This is a genomic window from Mesorhizobium sp. LSHC420B00 (genome assembly GCF_000503055.1).
Taxonomy (GTDB): domain Bacteria; phylum Pseudomonadota; class Alphaproteobacteria; order Rhizobiales; family Rhizobiaceae; genus Mesorhizobium.
In genome coordinates, this window is record NZ_AYVY01000011.1 from 50166 (window position 1) to 65180 (window position 15015).

Annotated in this window: 19 protein-coding genes and 1 other RNA gene; 9 read left to right on the plus strand and 11 right to left on the minus strand. The window is 62.2% G+C overall.

From position 1 onward, the window contains the following. Positions 1-8: 8 nt before the first annotated feature. The 3 genes from X760_RS56825 to X760_RS56835 all read right to left on the minus strand — a co-directional run bounded on the left by X760_RS56825 (position 9) and on the right by X760_RS56835 (position 1622). Positions 9-320 (minus strand): SelT/SelW/SelH family protein, encoded by a 312-nt coding sequence (locus X760_RS56825; RefSeq protein WP_023719638.1) that lies wholly within the window; start codon positions 318-320, stop codon positions 9-11. Next, entirely contained in the window at positions 317-1066 is a 750-nt protein-coding gene (locus X760_RS56830) for a YebC/PmpR family DNA-binding transcriptional regulator (protein ID WP_023678028.1), read from the minus strand. The genes X760_RS56825 and X760_RS56830 overlap by 4 nt, the downstream gene beginning before the upstream one ends. A 232-nt stretch (positions 1067-1298) precedes the next feature. Continuing rightward, positions 1299-1622, minus strand: coding sequence for a helix-turn-helix domain-containing protein (locus X760_RS56835; RefSeq protein ID WP_023719639.1), 324 nt, complete (start codon positions 1620-1622; stop codon positions 1299-1301). Between the two features lie 51 nt (positions 1623-1673). On the opposite strand from X760_RS56835, the gene X760_RS56840 reads away from it, so the two are divergent. From X760_RS56840 to X760_RS56855, 4 genes are read left to right on the plus strand one after another with little or no spacing between them, the layout of a single operon-like run. Next, positions 1674-2156 carry an SRPBCC domain-containing protein gene (locus X760_RS56840; protein ID WP_023719640.1) on the plus strand — a complete coding sequence of 161 codons (483 nt, stop codon included), beginning with the start codon at positions 1674-1676 and terminating at the stop codon, positions 2154-2156. 28 nt (positions 2157-2184) lie between these two features. Next, entirely contained in the window at positions 2185-2577 is a 393-nt protein-coding gene (locus tag X760_RS56845; protein ID WP_023719641.1) for a VOC family protein, read from the plus strand. A gap of 55 nt (positions 2578-2632) precedes the next feature. Next, the gene (locus tag X760_RS56850; protein WP_023719642.1) at positions 2633-2995 is read left to right on the plus strand and encodes a glyoxalase/bleomycin resistance/dioxygenase family protein; all 363 of its coding nucleotides are present in this window, start codon (positions 2633-2635) and stop codon (positions 2993-2995) included. Positions 2996-3026: 31 nt separating this feature from the next. After that, positions 3027-3494 (plus strand): SRPBCC family protein, encoded by a 468-nt coding sequence (locus X760_RS56855; protein ID WP_023719643.1) that lies wholly within the window; start codon positions 3027-3029, stop codon positions 3492-3494. A gap of 21 nt (positions 3495-3515) precedes the next feature. On the opposite strand, the gene X760_RS56860 is transcribed toward X760_RS56855, so the two are convergent. The 4 genes from X760_RS56860 to ssrS form a co-directional block, all read right to left on the minus strand. Then, a complete protein-coding gene (locus X760_RS56860) occupies positions 3516-4280 on the minus strand; it encodes a TerC family protein (RefSeq protein ID WP_023719644.1) in 765 nt (254 codons plus the stop codon). Between the two features lie 70 nt (positions 4281-4350). Further along, positions 4351-5175: a YmdB family metallophosphoesterase gene (locus X760_RS56865; protein ID WP_023678036.1), complete on the minus strand. Its 825-nt coding sequence runs from the start codon at positions 5173-5175 to the stop codon at positions 4351-4353. An 81-nt stretch (positions 5176-5256) separates the two neighbouring features. Beyond that, on the minus strand, positions 5257-5844 hold the full coding sequence (locus tag X760_RS56870; RefSeq protein WP_023719645.1) for a 5-formyltetrahydrofolate cyclo-ligase: 588 nt from the start codon (positions 5842-5844) through the stop codon (positions 5257-5259). 80 nt (positions 5845-5924) lie between these two features. Continuing rightward, a non-coding RNA gene (gene ssrS / locus X760_RS74835) (6S RNA) lies at positions 5925-6080 on the minus strand. 176 nt (positions 6081-6256) lie between these two features. Here ssrS and X760_RS56875 point away from each other — a divergent pair. The 5 genes from X760_RS56875 to msrB all read left to right on the plus strand — a co-directional run bounded on the left by X760_RS56875 (position 6257) and on the right by msrB (position 10195). Beyond that, on the plus strand, positions 6257-7096 hold the full coding sequence (locus X760_RS56875; RefSeq protein WP_023719646.1) for a MoxR family ATPase: 840 nt from the start codon (positions 6257-6259) through the stop codon (positions 7094-7096). 118 nt (positions 7097-7214) lie between these two features. Next, positions 7215-7661 (plus strand): GNAT family N-acetyltransferase, encoded by a 447-nt coding sequence (locus tag X760_RS56880; RefSeq protein WP_023719647.1) that lies wholly within the window; start codon positions 7215-7217, stop codon positions 7659-7661. 8 nt (positions 7662-7669) lie between these two features. Then, positions 7670-8860: a VWA domain-containing protein gene (locus X760_RS56885; RefSeq protein ID WP_023719648.1), complete on the plus strand. Its 1191-nt coding sequence runs from the start codon at positions 7670-7672 to the stop codon at positions 8858-8860. Continuing rightward, on the plus strand, positions 8861-9682 hold the full coding sequence (locus X760_RS56890) for a hypothetical protein (protein ID WP_023719649.1): 822 nt from the start codon (positions 8861-8863) through the stop codon (positions 9680-9682). A 108-nt stretch (positions 9683-9790) separates the two neighbouring features. After that, entirely contained in the window at positions 9791-10195 is a 405-nt protein-coding gene (msrB, locus tag X760_RS56895; RefSeq protein WP_023719650.1) for a peptide-methionine (R)-S-oxide reductase MsrB, read from the plus strand. Between the two features lie 3 nt (positions 10196-10198). On the opposite strand, the gene X760_RS56900 is transcribed toward msrB, so the two are convergent. The 4 genes from X760_RS56900 to pyc form a co-directional block, all read right to left on the minus strand. Next, on the minus strand, positions 10199-10513 hold the full coding sequence (locus X760_RS56900) for a hypothetical protein (protein ID WP_023719651.1): 315 nt from the start codon (positions 10511-10513) through the stop codon (positions 10199-10201). Between the two features lie 71 nt (positions 10514-10584). Next, the gene (locus tag X760_RS56905; RefSeq protein ID WP_023719652.1) at positions 10585-11025 is read right to left on the minus strand and encodes a hypothetical protein; all 441 of its coding nucleotides are present in this window, start codon (positions 11023-11025) and stop codon (positions 10585-10587) included. Positions 11026-11075: 50 nt separating this feature from the next. Further along, positions 11076-11336 carry a DUF2312 domain-containing protein gene (locus tag X760_RS56910; protein WP_023719653.1) on the minus strand — a complete coding sequence of 87 codons (261 nt, stop codon included), beginning with the start codon at positions 11334-11336 and terminating at the stop codon, positions 11076-11078. A 161-nt stretch (positions 11337-11497) separates the two neighbouring features. Continuing rightward, positions 11498-14956, minus strand: a complete 3459-nt coding sequence (pyc, locus tag X760_RS56915) for a pyruvate carboxylase (RefSeq protein ID WP_023719654.1) — start codon at positions 14954-14956, stop codon at positions 11498-11500. Positions 14957-15015 lie beyond the last annotated feature (59 nt).

The window sequence follows — 15015 nt, forward strand, 5'->3', positions numbered from 1 at the left end:
GAAGACCCTCAGGCAGGGTCCTTCGACTTATGACCCTTGCGATCGGCATGGCCGAGATCGCGATCCGGATCGATGACGTCGCGAACCAGTTGCTTGAGCTTTGCGGCGTCGGGAAAACCGCCGTCACGTTTGCGGTCCCAGACCAGCGTGTCATTGCAGGAAATGGTGAAGATGCCGCCGGTACCGGGCACCAGCGTCACTTCGCCGAGATCGGTGCCGAAAGTGGACAGCAGCTCCTGCGCCATCCAGCCGGCCCTGAGCAGCCACAGGCACTGCGTGCAATAGGTGATGCGGACTGTAGGCAGCGCGTGTTGGGTCATGCCGCGCTGAGCTTCGCCAAGGTCTCCTCGTCGACCTCGAAATTGGCGTAGACGCTCTGCACGTCGTCGTCATCTTCAAGCGTCGCGACCAGCTTCATCAGCGATTGTGCCCGCTCCTCGTCGACCGCGATATTGGTCTGCGGCTTCCAGATCGGCTTCACCGATTCAGCCTCGCCGAGCGCGCCTTCCAGCGCCTTCGACACCTCGCCGAGATTCTCGAAGGCGCAGTAGATCGTGTGGCCTTCCTCGTCCGACTGGACGTCGTCGGCGCCGGCCTCGATCGCCGCGTCCATCACCTTTTCGGCGCTGCCGGCCGATGCCGGATAGTAGATCTCGCCGACGCGGTCCCACATGAACGACACCGAGCCGGTCTCGCCCATCGCCCCGCCGGCCTTGGTGAAGGCAGCGCGCACATTCGACGCCGAGCGGTTGCGGTTATCGGTCAGCGCCTCGACGATCAGCGCGACGCCGCCCGGCCCATAACCCTCGTAGCGCACGGCCTCGTAGGTCTCGGCATCGCCCATCGACGCCTTGTTGATGGCGCGCTGGATGTTGTCCTTCGGCATCGACACCGCCTTGGCGTTCTGCACCGCAAGGCGCAGGCGAGGGTTCATCGATGGATCGGGCGTGCCGCTCTTGGCGGCGACGGTGATTTCGCGCGCCAGCTTGGAAAACATTTTCGATCGCACCGCATCCTGACGGCCCTTGCGGTGCATGATGTTCTTGAACTGTGAATGGCCAGCCATGGCACCCCTGTCGTCTTCTCGGCTAGAGCATCCGCGGCCTGGTGAACCACCCGGCGCCTTGCAAAGTGCTCGAATTCAAAATCTCAGAACGTCCTGCTGCGTCCGGACGGACGTACGGCGCTCTATGTCGGAATGGCCGGCTTATAGATAAATCGGCTCAATTCGTCCAGCCGCGCCGTGGCAGACGACACGCAAGGGCTTGAGACCCGAAAAGGCAGGCTTCGGCGGCCGTTCACCCCTCCAGATCGGACTTCAGCCGGTCGAGAATGCTGATCGCGTGCGTGGCATATTGGCTGATCCAGCGGTCGTGGATGTGCTTGATCGGCAGCGCGTTGAGATGGTTCCAACGCTCGCGGCCCTCGCGCCGCGCCACGACCATGTCGGCCTCCTCCAGCACTTTCAGATGCAGCATGATCGTGCAGCGGTCCATGTCGGGGAAGGCATCGCACAACATGCCGGTGGTCTGCGGCGCATCCTTCAGCCGGTCCAGCAACTCACGCCGGCGCGGATGCGCCAGCGCCTTGAAAACATTGTCGTCCCGCGAATGGCTTGACATGTTATGTTTCTATAACATATCGTTGAACCCTTCAAGGAAGGAGCTGTGGATATGTCTCTTGGATTCAGGGTTTCCGGCCGCATTGGCAAGCCGGTCGCCGAAGTCTTCGACGCGGTCGTCAATCCGAAGAAGCTTAGCGGCTATTTCACTACGATCGGCGGCGCCAGCGCGCCGCTGGTGGCTGGTGCCGGTGTTGTCTGGTGGGGCAAGGTCCCCGTCGAGGTCGACGAAGTGATCAAGGACAGCCGCATCGTGCTGCACTGGGACGCCTCCGATGCCGACGGCAAGCCAGCCTACAAGACCCGCATCGAGATGAATTTCGAACCGCTCGATGATGGCGGCACCTTTGTCACCATCGCCGAGACCGGCTGGCGCGAGGACGCGGTCGGCCTGAAGAAGTCCTATCTCAATTGCGAGGGCTGGTCGCAGATGCTGGCCTGCATGAAGGCCTATGTCGAATACGGCATCAATCTGCGCGACGGCTATTACCGCAGCGAGATGAAGGGCGAGCCGGCCAACGAGAACAACATCTGAAAAACCACCAAGATGACGGAGGCCTGCGATGAAGCAAGTGACGCCATTTCTGATGTTCGAGGGCAAGGCCGAAGAGGCAATGACCTTCTATTGCGAGACGATCCCCGACAGCAGCGTCCTTGACGTCACACGTTACGGCTCCGGCGAAGACGGCCCGGAAGGGACGGTCAAGCTGGCGCGCGTGTCCATAAGCGGTCTGGAAGTGATGGTCTACAACAGCCCCGTGCACCATGCCTTCACATTCACGCCGTCGGTCTCGATGTATGTGGATTGCTCCACGGAGGCAGAGCTGAACGGCATTGTCGAGGCCCTGGCCAAGCACGGCAAATTTCTGATGCCGCTGGACAATTATGGTTTCAGCCGCCGGTTTGCATGGCTCAACGACAGGTTCGGAGTCTCCTGGCAAATCAATTTGGCATAGCGGGTTCTGGACCGAACCGGCCAATCGAACCTGAACACGGGAATGGAGCCAGCAAATGACCGCGAAGATCAGCGGCGGCATCAACATCGCCATGAAAGTGCCGCCACATCAATACCAGGCAACGATCGCCTTCTATCGCGACGTCATCGGCCTGAAGCCATTCACGGCCAAGGCGCCCGCTATCGGCTTTGAACTCGGTCCCAGTCGCCTGTGGATCGACGAGGCGCCGATGCTTAGTCAGGCCGAGGTCTGGCTGGAACTGTTCACCGATGATTTTCCAGGCGCGGCGGACCATCTCGCCAGGGCCGGCGTCGTGCGCTGCGACGCCATCGAGGCACTGGGTGAAGGCTTTCGCGGCGGCTGGATCACCAACCCGGCCAACATCATTCACCTCGTGCGCGAACCCGATGCTTGGTGAACCGGGGCGGCGCCGTGGAAAGGAGGACGCTATGGAAATCCGTGAAACACCGACCGCCGAAGCCGGCATGCTGATAAGGCGGCCGGTCGCCGACGCGTTCGAAGCTATCGTTGATCCGGCGATCACGACAAAATTCTGGTTCACCCACGGCAGCGACAGGCTGGACAGCGGCAAGGAAATCCATTGGGAATGGCGCATGTATGGCGTCTCGACGACGGTAACGGTCAGCGAGATCGTGCCGAACGAGAAGATCGTCATGCAATGGAGCGATCCGCCGACCACGGTGGTGTGGACCTTTACCGAGATGCCGGGCGGCACGACCTTTCTCGAGGTCCGCAATTTCGGCTTTGCCGGCAGCCCCGATGAGCAGGTCAAGCAGGCGATCGACTCGACCGGCGGTTTTGCGCTGGTGCTCGCCGGCGCCAAGGCGTGGCTCGAGCAAGGCCTGACGCTTGGCCTGACCGGCGACCGCCATCCGAAGGGTTTGCCGGGGCATTAGGTCAACCGCGGTGGGCCATCCTCAGTGCCCGCCGCCCTTTGCCTTCTTCCGCCGCCGGGCCAGCATGTTGAGCCCTTCGACCAGTGCCGAAAAACCCATGGCAGCGTAGATGTAGCCCTTCGGAACGTGGTAACCCATGCCGTCGGCGATCAGCGTCATGCCGATCATCAGCAGGAAGCCGAGCGCCAGCATGACGATGCTGGGGTTCCTGGCGATGAAATCGGCCAGCGGCCCGGCCGCCAGCATCATCACGCTCACCGCCACGATCACCGCGATGTACATGATCGCGATTTCGTCGGTCATGCCGACCGCGGTGATGATTGAGTCGATCGAGAAGACGAGGTCGAGCAGCAATATCTGGAAGATGGCGCCGGCCAGCGAAAGCTGCAGCGTTTCGCCCATCATCGTGTCCGGGTGATCATCGAGATCGACCGTGTGGTGGATCTCCTTGGTCGCCTTCCAGACGAGGAACAGGCCGCCGGCAATCAGGATCAGGTCGCGCCATGAAAAGCCGTGGCCGAAGGCGGTGAATATCGGCATCGTCAACTGGACGATGATCGAGATGGTGGCCAGCAGGATCAGCCGCATCATCAGCGCGGCGGAGATGCCGAGCCGCCGGGCGCGGGCTCGCTGCGCTACCGGCAATTTGTTGGTCAAAATCGAGATGAAGATCAGATTGTCGATGCCGAGCACGACCTCCAGCACGATCAGCGTCAGCAGCGCGACCCATGCCGTCGGGTCGGAGACAAAGGCGAAATGCGGCGCCAGGAATTCGACTAGCTGCATGGAGGTCGTCCCCTCTACGATCTAGAGCAGTTTCGCCGGCAATTGGGTATTGCAAGCGTCCATATCAATGTCACGACCAGAAGGAAGGAGCCGTTTCCTCCAGCCGCGGGCCGCGGCGAAACGGCGCGATCCGTTCAGTCAGGCCGCTACGGTCGGAAATGTCGACGCCGACGCCGCACAATGTCGCCGGTCCGGTCGACGCCTCGAAACGGCCTTTCGGCACCTTGGACAAAAACCGGTTGAGCGGCTCCTCCTTGTCCATGCCGAGCGAGGAATCGTAATCGCCGCACATGCCGGCATCGGAAATATAACCGGTGCCGCCATTGAGGATCTGGTGATCGCCGGTCGGCTGATGCGTGTGGGTGCCGACAACAAGGCTGGCACGGCCGTCGACGAAATGGGCGAAGCACATTTTTTCCGAGGTCGCCTCGGCATGGAAATCGATGACGATCGCATCGGCCTGCTCGCCAAGCGGACAAGCGGCAAGTTCGCGCTCGCCGGCCTGGAATGGATCGTCGAGCTCGGGATGCATGAACACCCGGCCCATGATGTTGGCGACCAGCACGCGCGCGCCGTTCCTGGCGATGTAGACGCCCGAGCCGCGCCCCGGCGTGCCTTTCGGGAAATTGGACGGACGCAGGAAGCGTTCCTCGCGCGGCGCGAAAATCAGCGCATCGCGCTGGTCCCAGACATGGTTGCCGGTGGTGACGACATCGGCGCCGGCCGAGATCGTCTCGCGAAAAATCTCCTCGGTGATGCCGAAGCCGCCGGCGGCGTTCTCGCCATTGACGATGACGAAGTCGAGTTTGAAATCCGAGATCAGGCCGGGCAGTTGTTCCCACACCGCCGTACGTCCTGTCTTGCCGACCATGTCGCCGAGGAAGAGAAGTCTCATATAAGCGTGATCCCGAACCGAAGGTCAGCGAAGCAAAAAGCTGCATGACTTTCGGAAAAGACCATGCGTCCAGGAACTTATCTACAATTTCGGCGCGAACAGGCGCAACCCGCTCTCGGTGAGTATTTCCGGAATGATCACGTCATGCGGCTCGTCCGGCACCAGGGCCACCTCCTGGCAGTCGAAGGCAATGCCGATCAGCCGCGGCTGCTGTCCGTTGTCGGCCAGCCGCGCGATCGCCCGGTCGTAATAGCCGGCGCCGTAACCGATGCGGTGGCCGCGCGCATCGAAGGCGGCAAGCGGCACCAGCATCACCTGCGGATCGAGTACCTCGGCTTCCTCATGCGGCCCGACGGTGCCGAAGCCCATGTCGATCATTGGCGCGCCGCGCACCAGTTCGCGAAAAACGATGGTGGTCTTGTCGAGAATGGCAGGCAGGCAGAGCCTCGCGCCCTTCTCGCGCAAGGCAAACATCAGCGGCCGGACGTCGACTTCCGAGCGCATCGGCCAGAAGCCTGAGACGATCTGGCCCGGCTCGACGGTGATCCGGTCGCGCGCCGTCTCGGCCATTTCGAGTGCTGCCTCTACCCGCCAGAACGGATCGAGCGCGTCGCGGCGCCCGAGGGCTTCGTTGCGGAGATTTTTTTTCAGGTCTTTTCGGAAGGTCATGGAGCCAGGATAGAAAAAGTCGGATCTGGACGGGGTTTTGGGAGCGACGTTTCCTACCGCATGGCCCACTGAAATGTGAGTGACGATCCACACAACCGGTGGAGAGAGCGATCCCGGGAACCTACAAAGTAGGTGGGCGCCGTATGAGAAAACCCACGGGTCTTCCCAGGGACAGCTCCCTAGGGATCATTAAGGCCCCGGGGAAAATGTTCTCCTGCCGGGAAGCGCAGACCGTCCCCGCCAATATAGGCAGACGGCAGGCCCAGCGCCAGAGAGACGACACGCTTCGAGTCTTAAATCGACGCAGAACCCCTCAACGAGGTCAGCGCCGGCAAAATCCCCGCTTCGCCAGCAGCGCCTTGCACACCGAAGGCCGCGTCCTTAGGGTCGCGCGATGAACCCGGGAGCAAAAATGCGTTTCGAAGGCACGGCAGCCTATGTTGCCGACAAGGATCTGATGGTGGCGGTCAACGCGGCGATCGCGCTGGAGCGGCCGTTGCTGGTCAAGGGCGAGCCCGGCACCGGCAAGACCGAACTTGCCCGCCAGGTGGCGGCAGCGCTCGGTCTGGATCTGATCGAATGGCACGTCAAATCGACCACGCGGGCGCAGCAGGGTCTCTATGAATACGATGCCGTCTCGCGGCTGCGCGACAGCCAGCTCGGCGACGAGCGCTTCAACGACATTCGCAATTACATCAAGCGCGGCAAATTATGGAATGCCTTTGCCGCCGGCAAGAAAGTCGTGCTTCTGATCGACGAGATCGACAAGGCCGATATCGAGTTCCCCAACGATCTGTTGCAGGAATTGGATAGGATGGAGTTCTTCGTCTACGAGACCGGCGAGACCATCCGCGCCACCGTCCGGCCGATCGTCATCATCACCTCCAACAACGAGAAGGAATTGCCGGACGCCTTCCTGCGCCGCTGCTTCTTCCACTACATCCGCTTCCCCGACGTCGACACTTTGCACAAAATCGTCGACGTGCATTATCCCGGCATCAAGCAGAAACTGGTGCGAGCGGCATTGACCCAGTTCTATGAGATCCGCGATGTGCCCGGCCTGAAGAAGAAGCCGTCGACCTCCGAGGCACTCGACTGGATCCGCCTGCTGGTCGCCGACGACATCGCGCCCGAGGACCTGCGCGCCGACCCGAAGAATGCGTTGCCGAAACTGCATGGCGCGTTGCTGAAGAACGAACAGGACGTGCATCTGTTCGAGCGCCTGGCCTTCATGGCGAGACGGCAGGGGTGAGGGGCTGGTCAGTCGGAAGCCGACGAAAGCCCTCGGACAGCGGTTTCCCGTCGCTGGACCGTTGCCCTTGGTCAGGGACGGAGGCAGCTTCGGGTTGCCGAGTTCAGAGGGAAATGAAATGACCGAGATCACCGTCCGCCCATTGGCGCAATCCGACCATGCCGATTGGCGGCGTCTGTGGACCGCCTATCTCACCTTCTACGAAACCAAGTTGCCGGAAGCGGTTTACGCCGTCACCTGGAAGCGGCTGTTCACGGCGGGCGAGTTCGAGCCGAAAGGCTTCATCGCCACCCTCGACGGCAAGGCCGTCGGCCTGACGCACTATCTCTACCATCGCTCCTGCTGGTCGGAGATAAACAACTGCTATCTGCAGGACCTGTTTGCCGACCCCGATGTGCGCGGCAAGGGCGTCGGCGCCGCCCTGATCGAAGCGGTCAGGCAGGAAGCCGGCAAGATCGGCGTCAAGAACGTCTACTGGATGACGCACGAGACCAACACCACCGCACGCAAGCTCTACGACCATGTGGCGCGCAGGACCGGCTTCATCGAGTATGATCTGCTGTAGACCGTGAGATGTTCATCCCCTTCTTCCTCGAACTGAAGGCAGCGCGGGTTCCGGTCTCGCTCCGCGAATATCTGTCGCTGCTGGAGGGGCTGGAGGCCGGGCTGGTCGACTATGATGTTGAGGGCTTTTACTATCTCGCCCGCGCCGCTCTGGTGAAGGACGAGCGCCACATCGACCGCTTCGACCAGGTCTTTTCGCACATCTTCAAAGGTGTCGAGGCGCGGGCTGGCGAAAACCCGGTCGATGTCGCAAACATCCCGGAGGAATGGCTGCGGAGGCTCGCCGAAAAGCACCTGACCGATGAGGAGAAGAAGCTGGTCGAGGCGCTGGGCGGCTTCGAAAAGCTGATGGCGAGGCTGAAGAAGCGGCTGGAGGAGCAAAAGGGCCGACATCAGGGCGGTTCGAAATGGATCGGCACCGGCGGCACCTCGCCCTTCGGCGCCTATGGCTACAATCCCGAAGGCGTGCGCATCGGCCAGCACGAAAGCCGCAACCGCCGTGCGGTAAAAGTCTGGGACAAACGCGAGTTCAGGAACTTCGACGATGCCGTCGAGCTCGGCACCCGCAACATCAAGGTCGCGCTGAAGCGCTTGCGCCGCTGGGTGCGCGAAGGCGCCGAAGAGGAATTCGACCTGCCAGGGACCATCCACGCCACCGCCGAGCACGGATATCTCGACGTTAAGACACAACCCGAACGTCGCAATGCGGTCAAGCTGCTGATGTTCTTCGATGTCGGCGGCTCGATGGACGACCACATCAGGAGCGTCGAGGAGCTATTTTCGGCTGCCCGCGCCGAATTCCGCCAGCTCGAATATTTCTATTTCCACAACTGCCTCTACGAGGGCGTGTGGAAGGACAATCGCCGCCGCCATGCCGAGGTGATTCCGACCTTCGATCTCCTGCATAAATATGGCCCCGACTACAAGGTGATCGTCGTCGGCGACGCCTCGATGAGCCCCTACGAGATCGCCCATCCCGGCGGCTCGGTCGAGCACTGGAACAAGGAGGCCGGCGCCGTCTGGCTTGGGCGGTTGCTGCAGCAATGGCCAAATGCCATATGGCTCAACCCGGAAGCCGAGAAGAACTGGGGTTTTACCCATTCGATTGCCATGATCCGCGATATTTTTGACGGCCGCATGTTTCCACTGACGCTCGCCGGCCTCGAAGCCGCGACGAAGCAACTTTCAAGGAAGCACTGAATGGATCCACGCAAAACAGGAAGGTCGACCTGTTTCCTTTGCCTGCAATGCGGTGTCCAGTTCGCGGCGACAGCGACGCCGCCGCGACATTGCCCGATCTGCGAGGACGAGCGGCAATATGTGCGTTGGGAGGGCCAGGCCTGGACCACGCCGGAAGAGCTCGCCGCCGGCCATCGGCTCGTGATGAGAGACGACGCCGGCGTGCTCGCCTTCGGCATCGAGCCGCGCTTCGCCATCGGCCAGCGGGCATTGCTGGCGCAAACGCCGCACGGCAATGTGCTGTGGGACTGCATTTCGATGGTCAGCGACGAGGCGGTGGCCGAGATCAACCGCCGGGGCGGCCTCGCCGCGATCGCCATTTCCCACTGCCATTATTATTCGGCAATGGTCGAGTGGAGCGAGGCGTTTGGCGGCGTGCCGATTTATCTGCACGCCGATGATTGTCAGTGGATCATGCGGCCGCATCCGGCGATCATCAGCTGGCAAGGCGAGACGCGCGCCATAAACCCGTCGCTGACGCTCATCCGCTGCGGCGGCCACTTTGCCGGTGGCCAGGTGCTGCACTGGAAGCGCGACGGCGGCAATGCCATCCTGGCCGGCGACATCGTGCAGGTGACGCCGACTCGCCGCCATCTCAGCTTCATGTACAGCTACCCGAACTACATCCCGCTCAACGCTTCGAAAGTGCTCGGCATCAAGGCCGCGCTGGAGCCTTTCGCGTTCGACCATATCTATGGCGCGTGGTGGAACCAGAACGTCATCGGAGATGCAAAGGCGGCATTTTCAGCATCGGTTGCGCGCTATCTCGCCGCCATCGCCTGAGGAATTCTTCGCGACAGGATAGAAATACGGGCAAACGCGGTAACAAATCCCTATTTCAGGCGAAGTTGGGAAGGCAACCCAAATAGCGACCTAAGCTAAGAGGAAAAAATGGACAGCCACACCTACCCCGTTACCCGCACCGACGCCGAATGGCGCGCCCGGCTGACGCCTGAGCAATATGCGGTGATGCGCAACCACGGCACCGAGCGGCCGGGAAGCTGCGCCCTGCTGCACGAGAAGCGCGCCGGCACCTTCTCCTGCGTCGGCTGCGACCAACCCTTGTTTGAATCCAAGCTGAAATTCGAGAGCGGCACCGGCTGGCCGAGCTTCAACGACCCGGTGCCGGGTTCGCTCGAGACTACTGTCGACCGCAGCTACGGCATGGTCCGCACCGAATGCCATTGCGCCCGCTGCGGCAGCCATCTCGGCCACGTCTTCGAGGACGGCCCGCCGCCGACCGGTCTGCGCTATTGCATCAACGGCGTGGCGCTCAAATTCGAGCCGGCCGCCTGATCGTCAGGCCACGACCACCAGGATCAGCCACAACGTGGCGCCAAGCGTCATCAGCGAGGCCTTGGCGCCACTTGATTTTCCGGCAGTTCGCCAAACGGCAAAAGTCAGGAAGATGTTGTAGGGCACCGGCGCGAAATGCACCGCCAGAACCAGCGCAAGCGGCAGCTTCAGCCCGAGCAGAATGAGCGCCACCACCGACGACGCGACGTTGATCGCTGTGCCGACAACAACCAGGTCGCGCCAGAACAGCCGATCGAGCGGCACGCCGCCGAGCCAGCGTGAGCGGAAGAAGGCGGCAACGCGCGACATGATCGTCATCGATCCACCGGCTCCCTCGCTCTGCTCACCAGCGCAACCCTTCCACAAGGATTGCGTCTGGAAACCCTGCTTTATTCCTGACCCAGAACTTCGGCAATCGCGCGCTCGAAACGCGAGGCTTCCGTCACCAGCCAGTCGGTCATCGCCGGCCAATTGTCTTCGGCAAAACAATTCACCCGCCACATCGAATTGATGCCGAGGCCGTCGCAACTTTGTTCTGGCCTGAGCTTCAGCCTGTCTTCGATGGCCGGCTGGAACGGCTTCAGCCGCGACCAGGCTTGCGTGGCACCGAACTTCTCGTTGCGGCCGAAGAAGACGCCGACATGATTCTGCGCAGGCGCGACGTACATGGAAAGGACCAATGCGAAGTCGGGCAGCCCACGCTGCCAGAACCACGGTCCACGCCTCGCCAGCAGAGCCCTTTCATCCGGATGCCGTTCCGCGAACAGCGTCCAGAAGCTGCGTTGGCGGAATTCAGAGGCGCGGCGGGCGCCAAAATCGAATTCGCTCATGTTCGAACCGTTGAGGGGCGCCGCAACCGGCGCCCAAGGCTATTACCGGCCTACACCATTCCAAGCGCGGCCTTGTACAGATCGAGGATGGACTCCTCTTCCTGCCGCTCGGCCTGGTCCTTCTTGCGCAGCCGGATGATCGACCGCATCGCCTTAGTGTCGAAGCCGGTGCCCTTGGCCTCGGCGAACACTTCCTTGATGTCGTCGGCAATCGTCTTCTTCTCTTCCTCGAGCCGCTCGATACGCTCGATGAAGGCGCGCAACTGGCCGGCGGCAACAGTCTGGCTGGTCTCGGTGATGTCGTCGGCCATATTCTTCTCTCCGCGTCGTTTTCTCACCGCGACTCGGGGTGACCCGAGCGGCGAATTGCAGCGGTTCGATGCCCGACCGGGCGCGGCGGGTCAAGGTGCTATCGATGCGGCATGAAGGGCTGCTGCCAGGCGCCGACAAGGCTGTCTGATGCCGGCCTATTTCACCCGAATGCGATCAGCAGATCCTTGGCATCAATCTGGTCGCCGGCCTTGACGAGCATCTCGGCTATGGTGCCGTCGCGCTCGGCATGCAGCGCCGTTTCCATCTTCATCGCTTCGATCGACAGCAGCACGTCGCCGGCCTTCACCGCCTGGCCGGCAGCGACCGCAAGCGCCGAGACGACGCCGGGCATCGGCGCGCCGACATGCGCCTCATTGCCCGGCTCCGCCTTGCGCCGTGCCTTGGCAGCGGACGCGCCATGCGCCCGGTCCGGTACCTTCACGCGGCGCGGCTGGCCGTTGAGCTCGAAGAACACGGTGACCATGCCCTTTTCGTCGACATCGCCCATGGCAAGGCAGCGCACCACCAGCGTCTTGCCTTTCTCGATGTCGACGAAAATCTCGTCTTCCGGCTTCATGCCGTAGAAATAGGTCGGTGTCGGCAGCACGCTGACCGGGCCGTAGGTCTCCTGCGCGGCGGCGAAATCCGAAAACACCTTCGGATACATCAGCCACGACGCGAACTCGAACTCACTGAGCTTGCGCTCGAGCTTTTCCTCGACCTCCCTGCGGCTGGCCGTGAGGTCCGCCGCCTTGAGCAGCGAACCCGGCCGCACCGTGATCGGCTTTTCGCCCTTCAGCACCTTCTTCTGCAATGGCTTTGGCCAGCCGCCCGGCGACTGGCCGAGGTCGCCGCGCAACATCGACACCACAGAATCCGGGAAGGCGATGTCCCGCGCCGGATTCTCGACGTCGGCGACGGTCAGGTCCTGGCTGACCATCATCAGCGCCATGTCGCCGACGACCTTGGACGACGGCGTCACCTTGACGATATCGCCGAACATCAGATTGACGTCGTGATAGGTCTGCGCCACTTCGTGCCAGCGCGTCTCCAGCCCAAGCGAGCGCGCCTGTTCCTTGAGGTTGGTGAACTGCCCGCCAGGCATTTCGTGCAGATAGACCTCCGATGCTGGCCCCTTCAGGTCGCTTTCGAAGGCGGCGTACTGGTTGCGCACCGCCTCCCAGTAGAACGAGATATTCCTGATCCATTGCGGGTCGAGGCCCGGATCGCGCTCGGTGCCCTTCAGCGCCTCGACGATCGAACCCAGGCATGGCTGCGAGGTGTTGCCAGATAGCGAATCCATCGCCGCGTCGATGCCGTCGACACCGCTCTCCACCGCTGCCAGCACGGTGGCCGCCGACAGGCCGGATGTGTCGTGCGTGTGGAAGTGGATCGGCAGGTCTGTCGCCTCGCGCAGTGCCTTGAACAGCACGCGGGCAGCACTCGGCTTTAGAAGCCCCGCCATGTCCTTGACGGCAATGATATGGGCGCCCGCCGCCTGCAATTCGCTGGCCAGGCCGACATAGTATTTCAGATCGTATTTCGCCCGCGCCGGATCGAGTATGTCGCCGGTATAGCAGATCGCCGCTTCGATCAGCTTGCCCTCGGCGCCGACCGCATCCATGGCCACACGCATGTTCTCGACCCAGTTCAGGCAGTCGAAGACGCGGAACAGGTCGATGCCGCCAGCAGCGGCCTGGTGGACGAAATGCTGGACGACATTGTCGGGATAGTTAGTATAGCCAACGCCGTTGGCGCCACGCAGAAGCATCTGCAGCAGAAGATTGGGTGCTGCCTCGCGCACCAGCGACAGCCGCTCCCATGGATCTTCGGTGAGGAAGCGCATGGCGACGTCGAATGTTGCGCCGCCCCAGCATTCGAGTGACAAAAGCTGCGGCAGAGCGCGCGCATAGGTGCCGGCGATGCCGGCGATGTCATAGGTGCGCACACGCGTCGCGAGCAAGGATTGATGCCCGTCGCGCATTGTCGTGTCGGTGACCAGCACCTCTTTTTGCTCGCGCATCCACGCCGCGAATTTCTCCGGCCCGAGCACGTCGAGCTTCTGCTTGCTGCCGTCAGGCACATTGCCGTTGAGATATGGCACCACCGGTGGCGCCGCATCTGCTTTTGGCTGCGGCCGGCCGCGCGTCTCGGGATGGCCATTGACCGAAACGTCGGCAAGATAGTTGAGCAGCTTGGTCGCGCGGTCCTGCCGCTTCACGCTGGCGAACAGTTCCGGCGTCGTGTCGATGAACTTGGTGGTGTAGGAATTGTCGGCGAAGCTCCGGTGATTGATGATCGCCTCGAGAAAGGTGAGATTGGTCGCCACGCCCCGGATTCGGAATTCGCGCAACGCCCGGTTCATGCGGGCGATGGTCTCGGCCGGCGTCGGCGCCCACGCCGTCACCTTTTCCAGCAATGGATCGTAGAAGCGGGTGATGACCGCGCCCGAATAGGCGGTGCCCCCATCAAGGCGGATGCCGAAGCCGGTGGCGCCGCGATAGGCGGTGATGCGGCCATAGTCGGGGATGAAATTATGCTCGGGGTCTTCAGTGGTGATGCGGCACTGCAGCGCGTGCCCGTTGAGCCTGATGTCCTTCTGCGTCGGCACGCCCGATTCCGCCGTGCCGATGGCAAAGCCGTCGAGTATGTGGATCTGTGCTTTGACGATGTCGATGCCGGTCACTTGTTCGGTGACGGTGTGCTCGACCTGGATGCGCGGATTGACCTCGATGAAATAGAATTTTCCGGTATCGGCATCCTGCAGGAACTCGACCGTGCCGGCGCCGATATAGCTGGTTTCGCGCGCGATCCTCAGCGCATAGGCGCAAAGCTCCTCGCGCTGCGACATTTCGAGATAGGGAGCCGGCGCCCGCTCGACCACTTTCTGGTTGCGGCGCTGGATCGAACAATCGCGCTCGAACAGATGCACCGCATTGCCATGCGTGTCGCCCAGCACCTGCACCTCGACATGGCGGGCGCGCTCGATCAGCTTCTCGAGATAGACCTCGTCCTTGCCGAAAGCCGCCTTCGCCTCACGCTTGCCTTCCATCACCTCGCGGGCGAGATCGGCCTCGGAGCGGATGGCGCGCATGCCGCGGCCGCCGCCGCCCCAGGACGCCTTGAGCATCACCGGGTAGCCGATCGTCCTGGCGAGTTCCTTCACCGCCGCCATGTCGTCCGGCAAGGGATCGGTGGCGGGAATTACCGGCACACCGACTTCGATTGCGAGATTGCGGGCGGCGACCTTGTTGCCCAGCCTGCGCATCGTATCCGGCTTTGGCCCGATGAAGATGATGCCGGCCGTGGCGCAGGCCTCGGCGAATTCCGGGCTCTCCGACAGCAGGCCGTAGCCTGGATGGATGGCATCGGCGCCCGAAAGCCTGGCGACGCGGATAACCTCCTCGATCGACAGATAGCTTTCGATCGGCCCCATATCCCTGGTCAGGTGCGGCCCGCGCCCGACCTGGTAGCTTTCGTCGGCCTTGAAGCGATGCAGGGAGTATTTGTCTTCCTCCGCCCAGATCGCCACGGTTTTGAGGCCGAGTTCATTAGCCGCGCGGAAGACGCGGATGGCAATTTCGGAGCGGTTGGCGACAAGGATCTTCGAGATTGCCAAGGACAGGGCTCCGGACACGGGGAAGGGAACTGCCGGACATGATTAGCGCGAAAATGCTG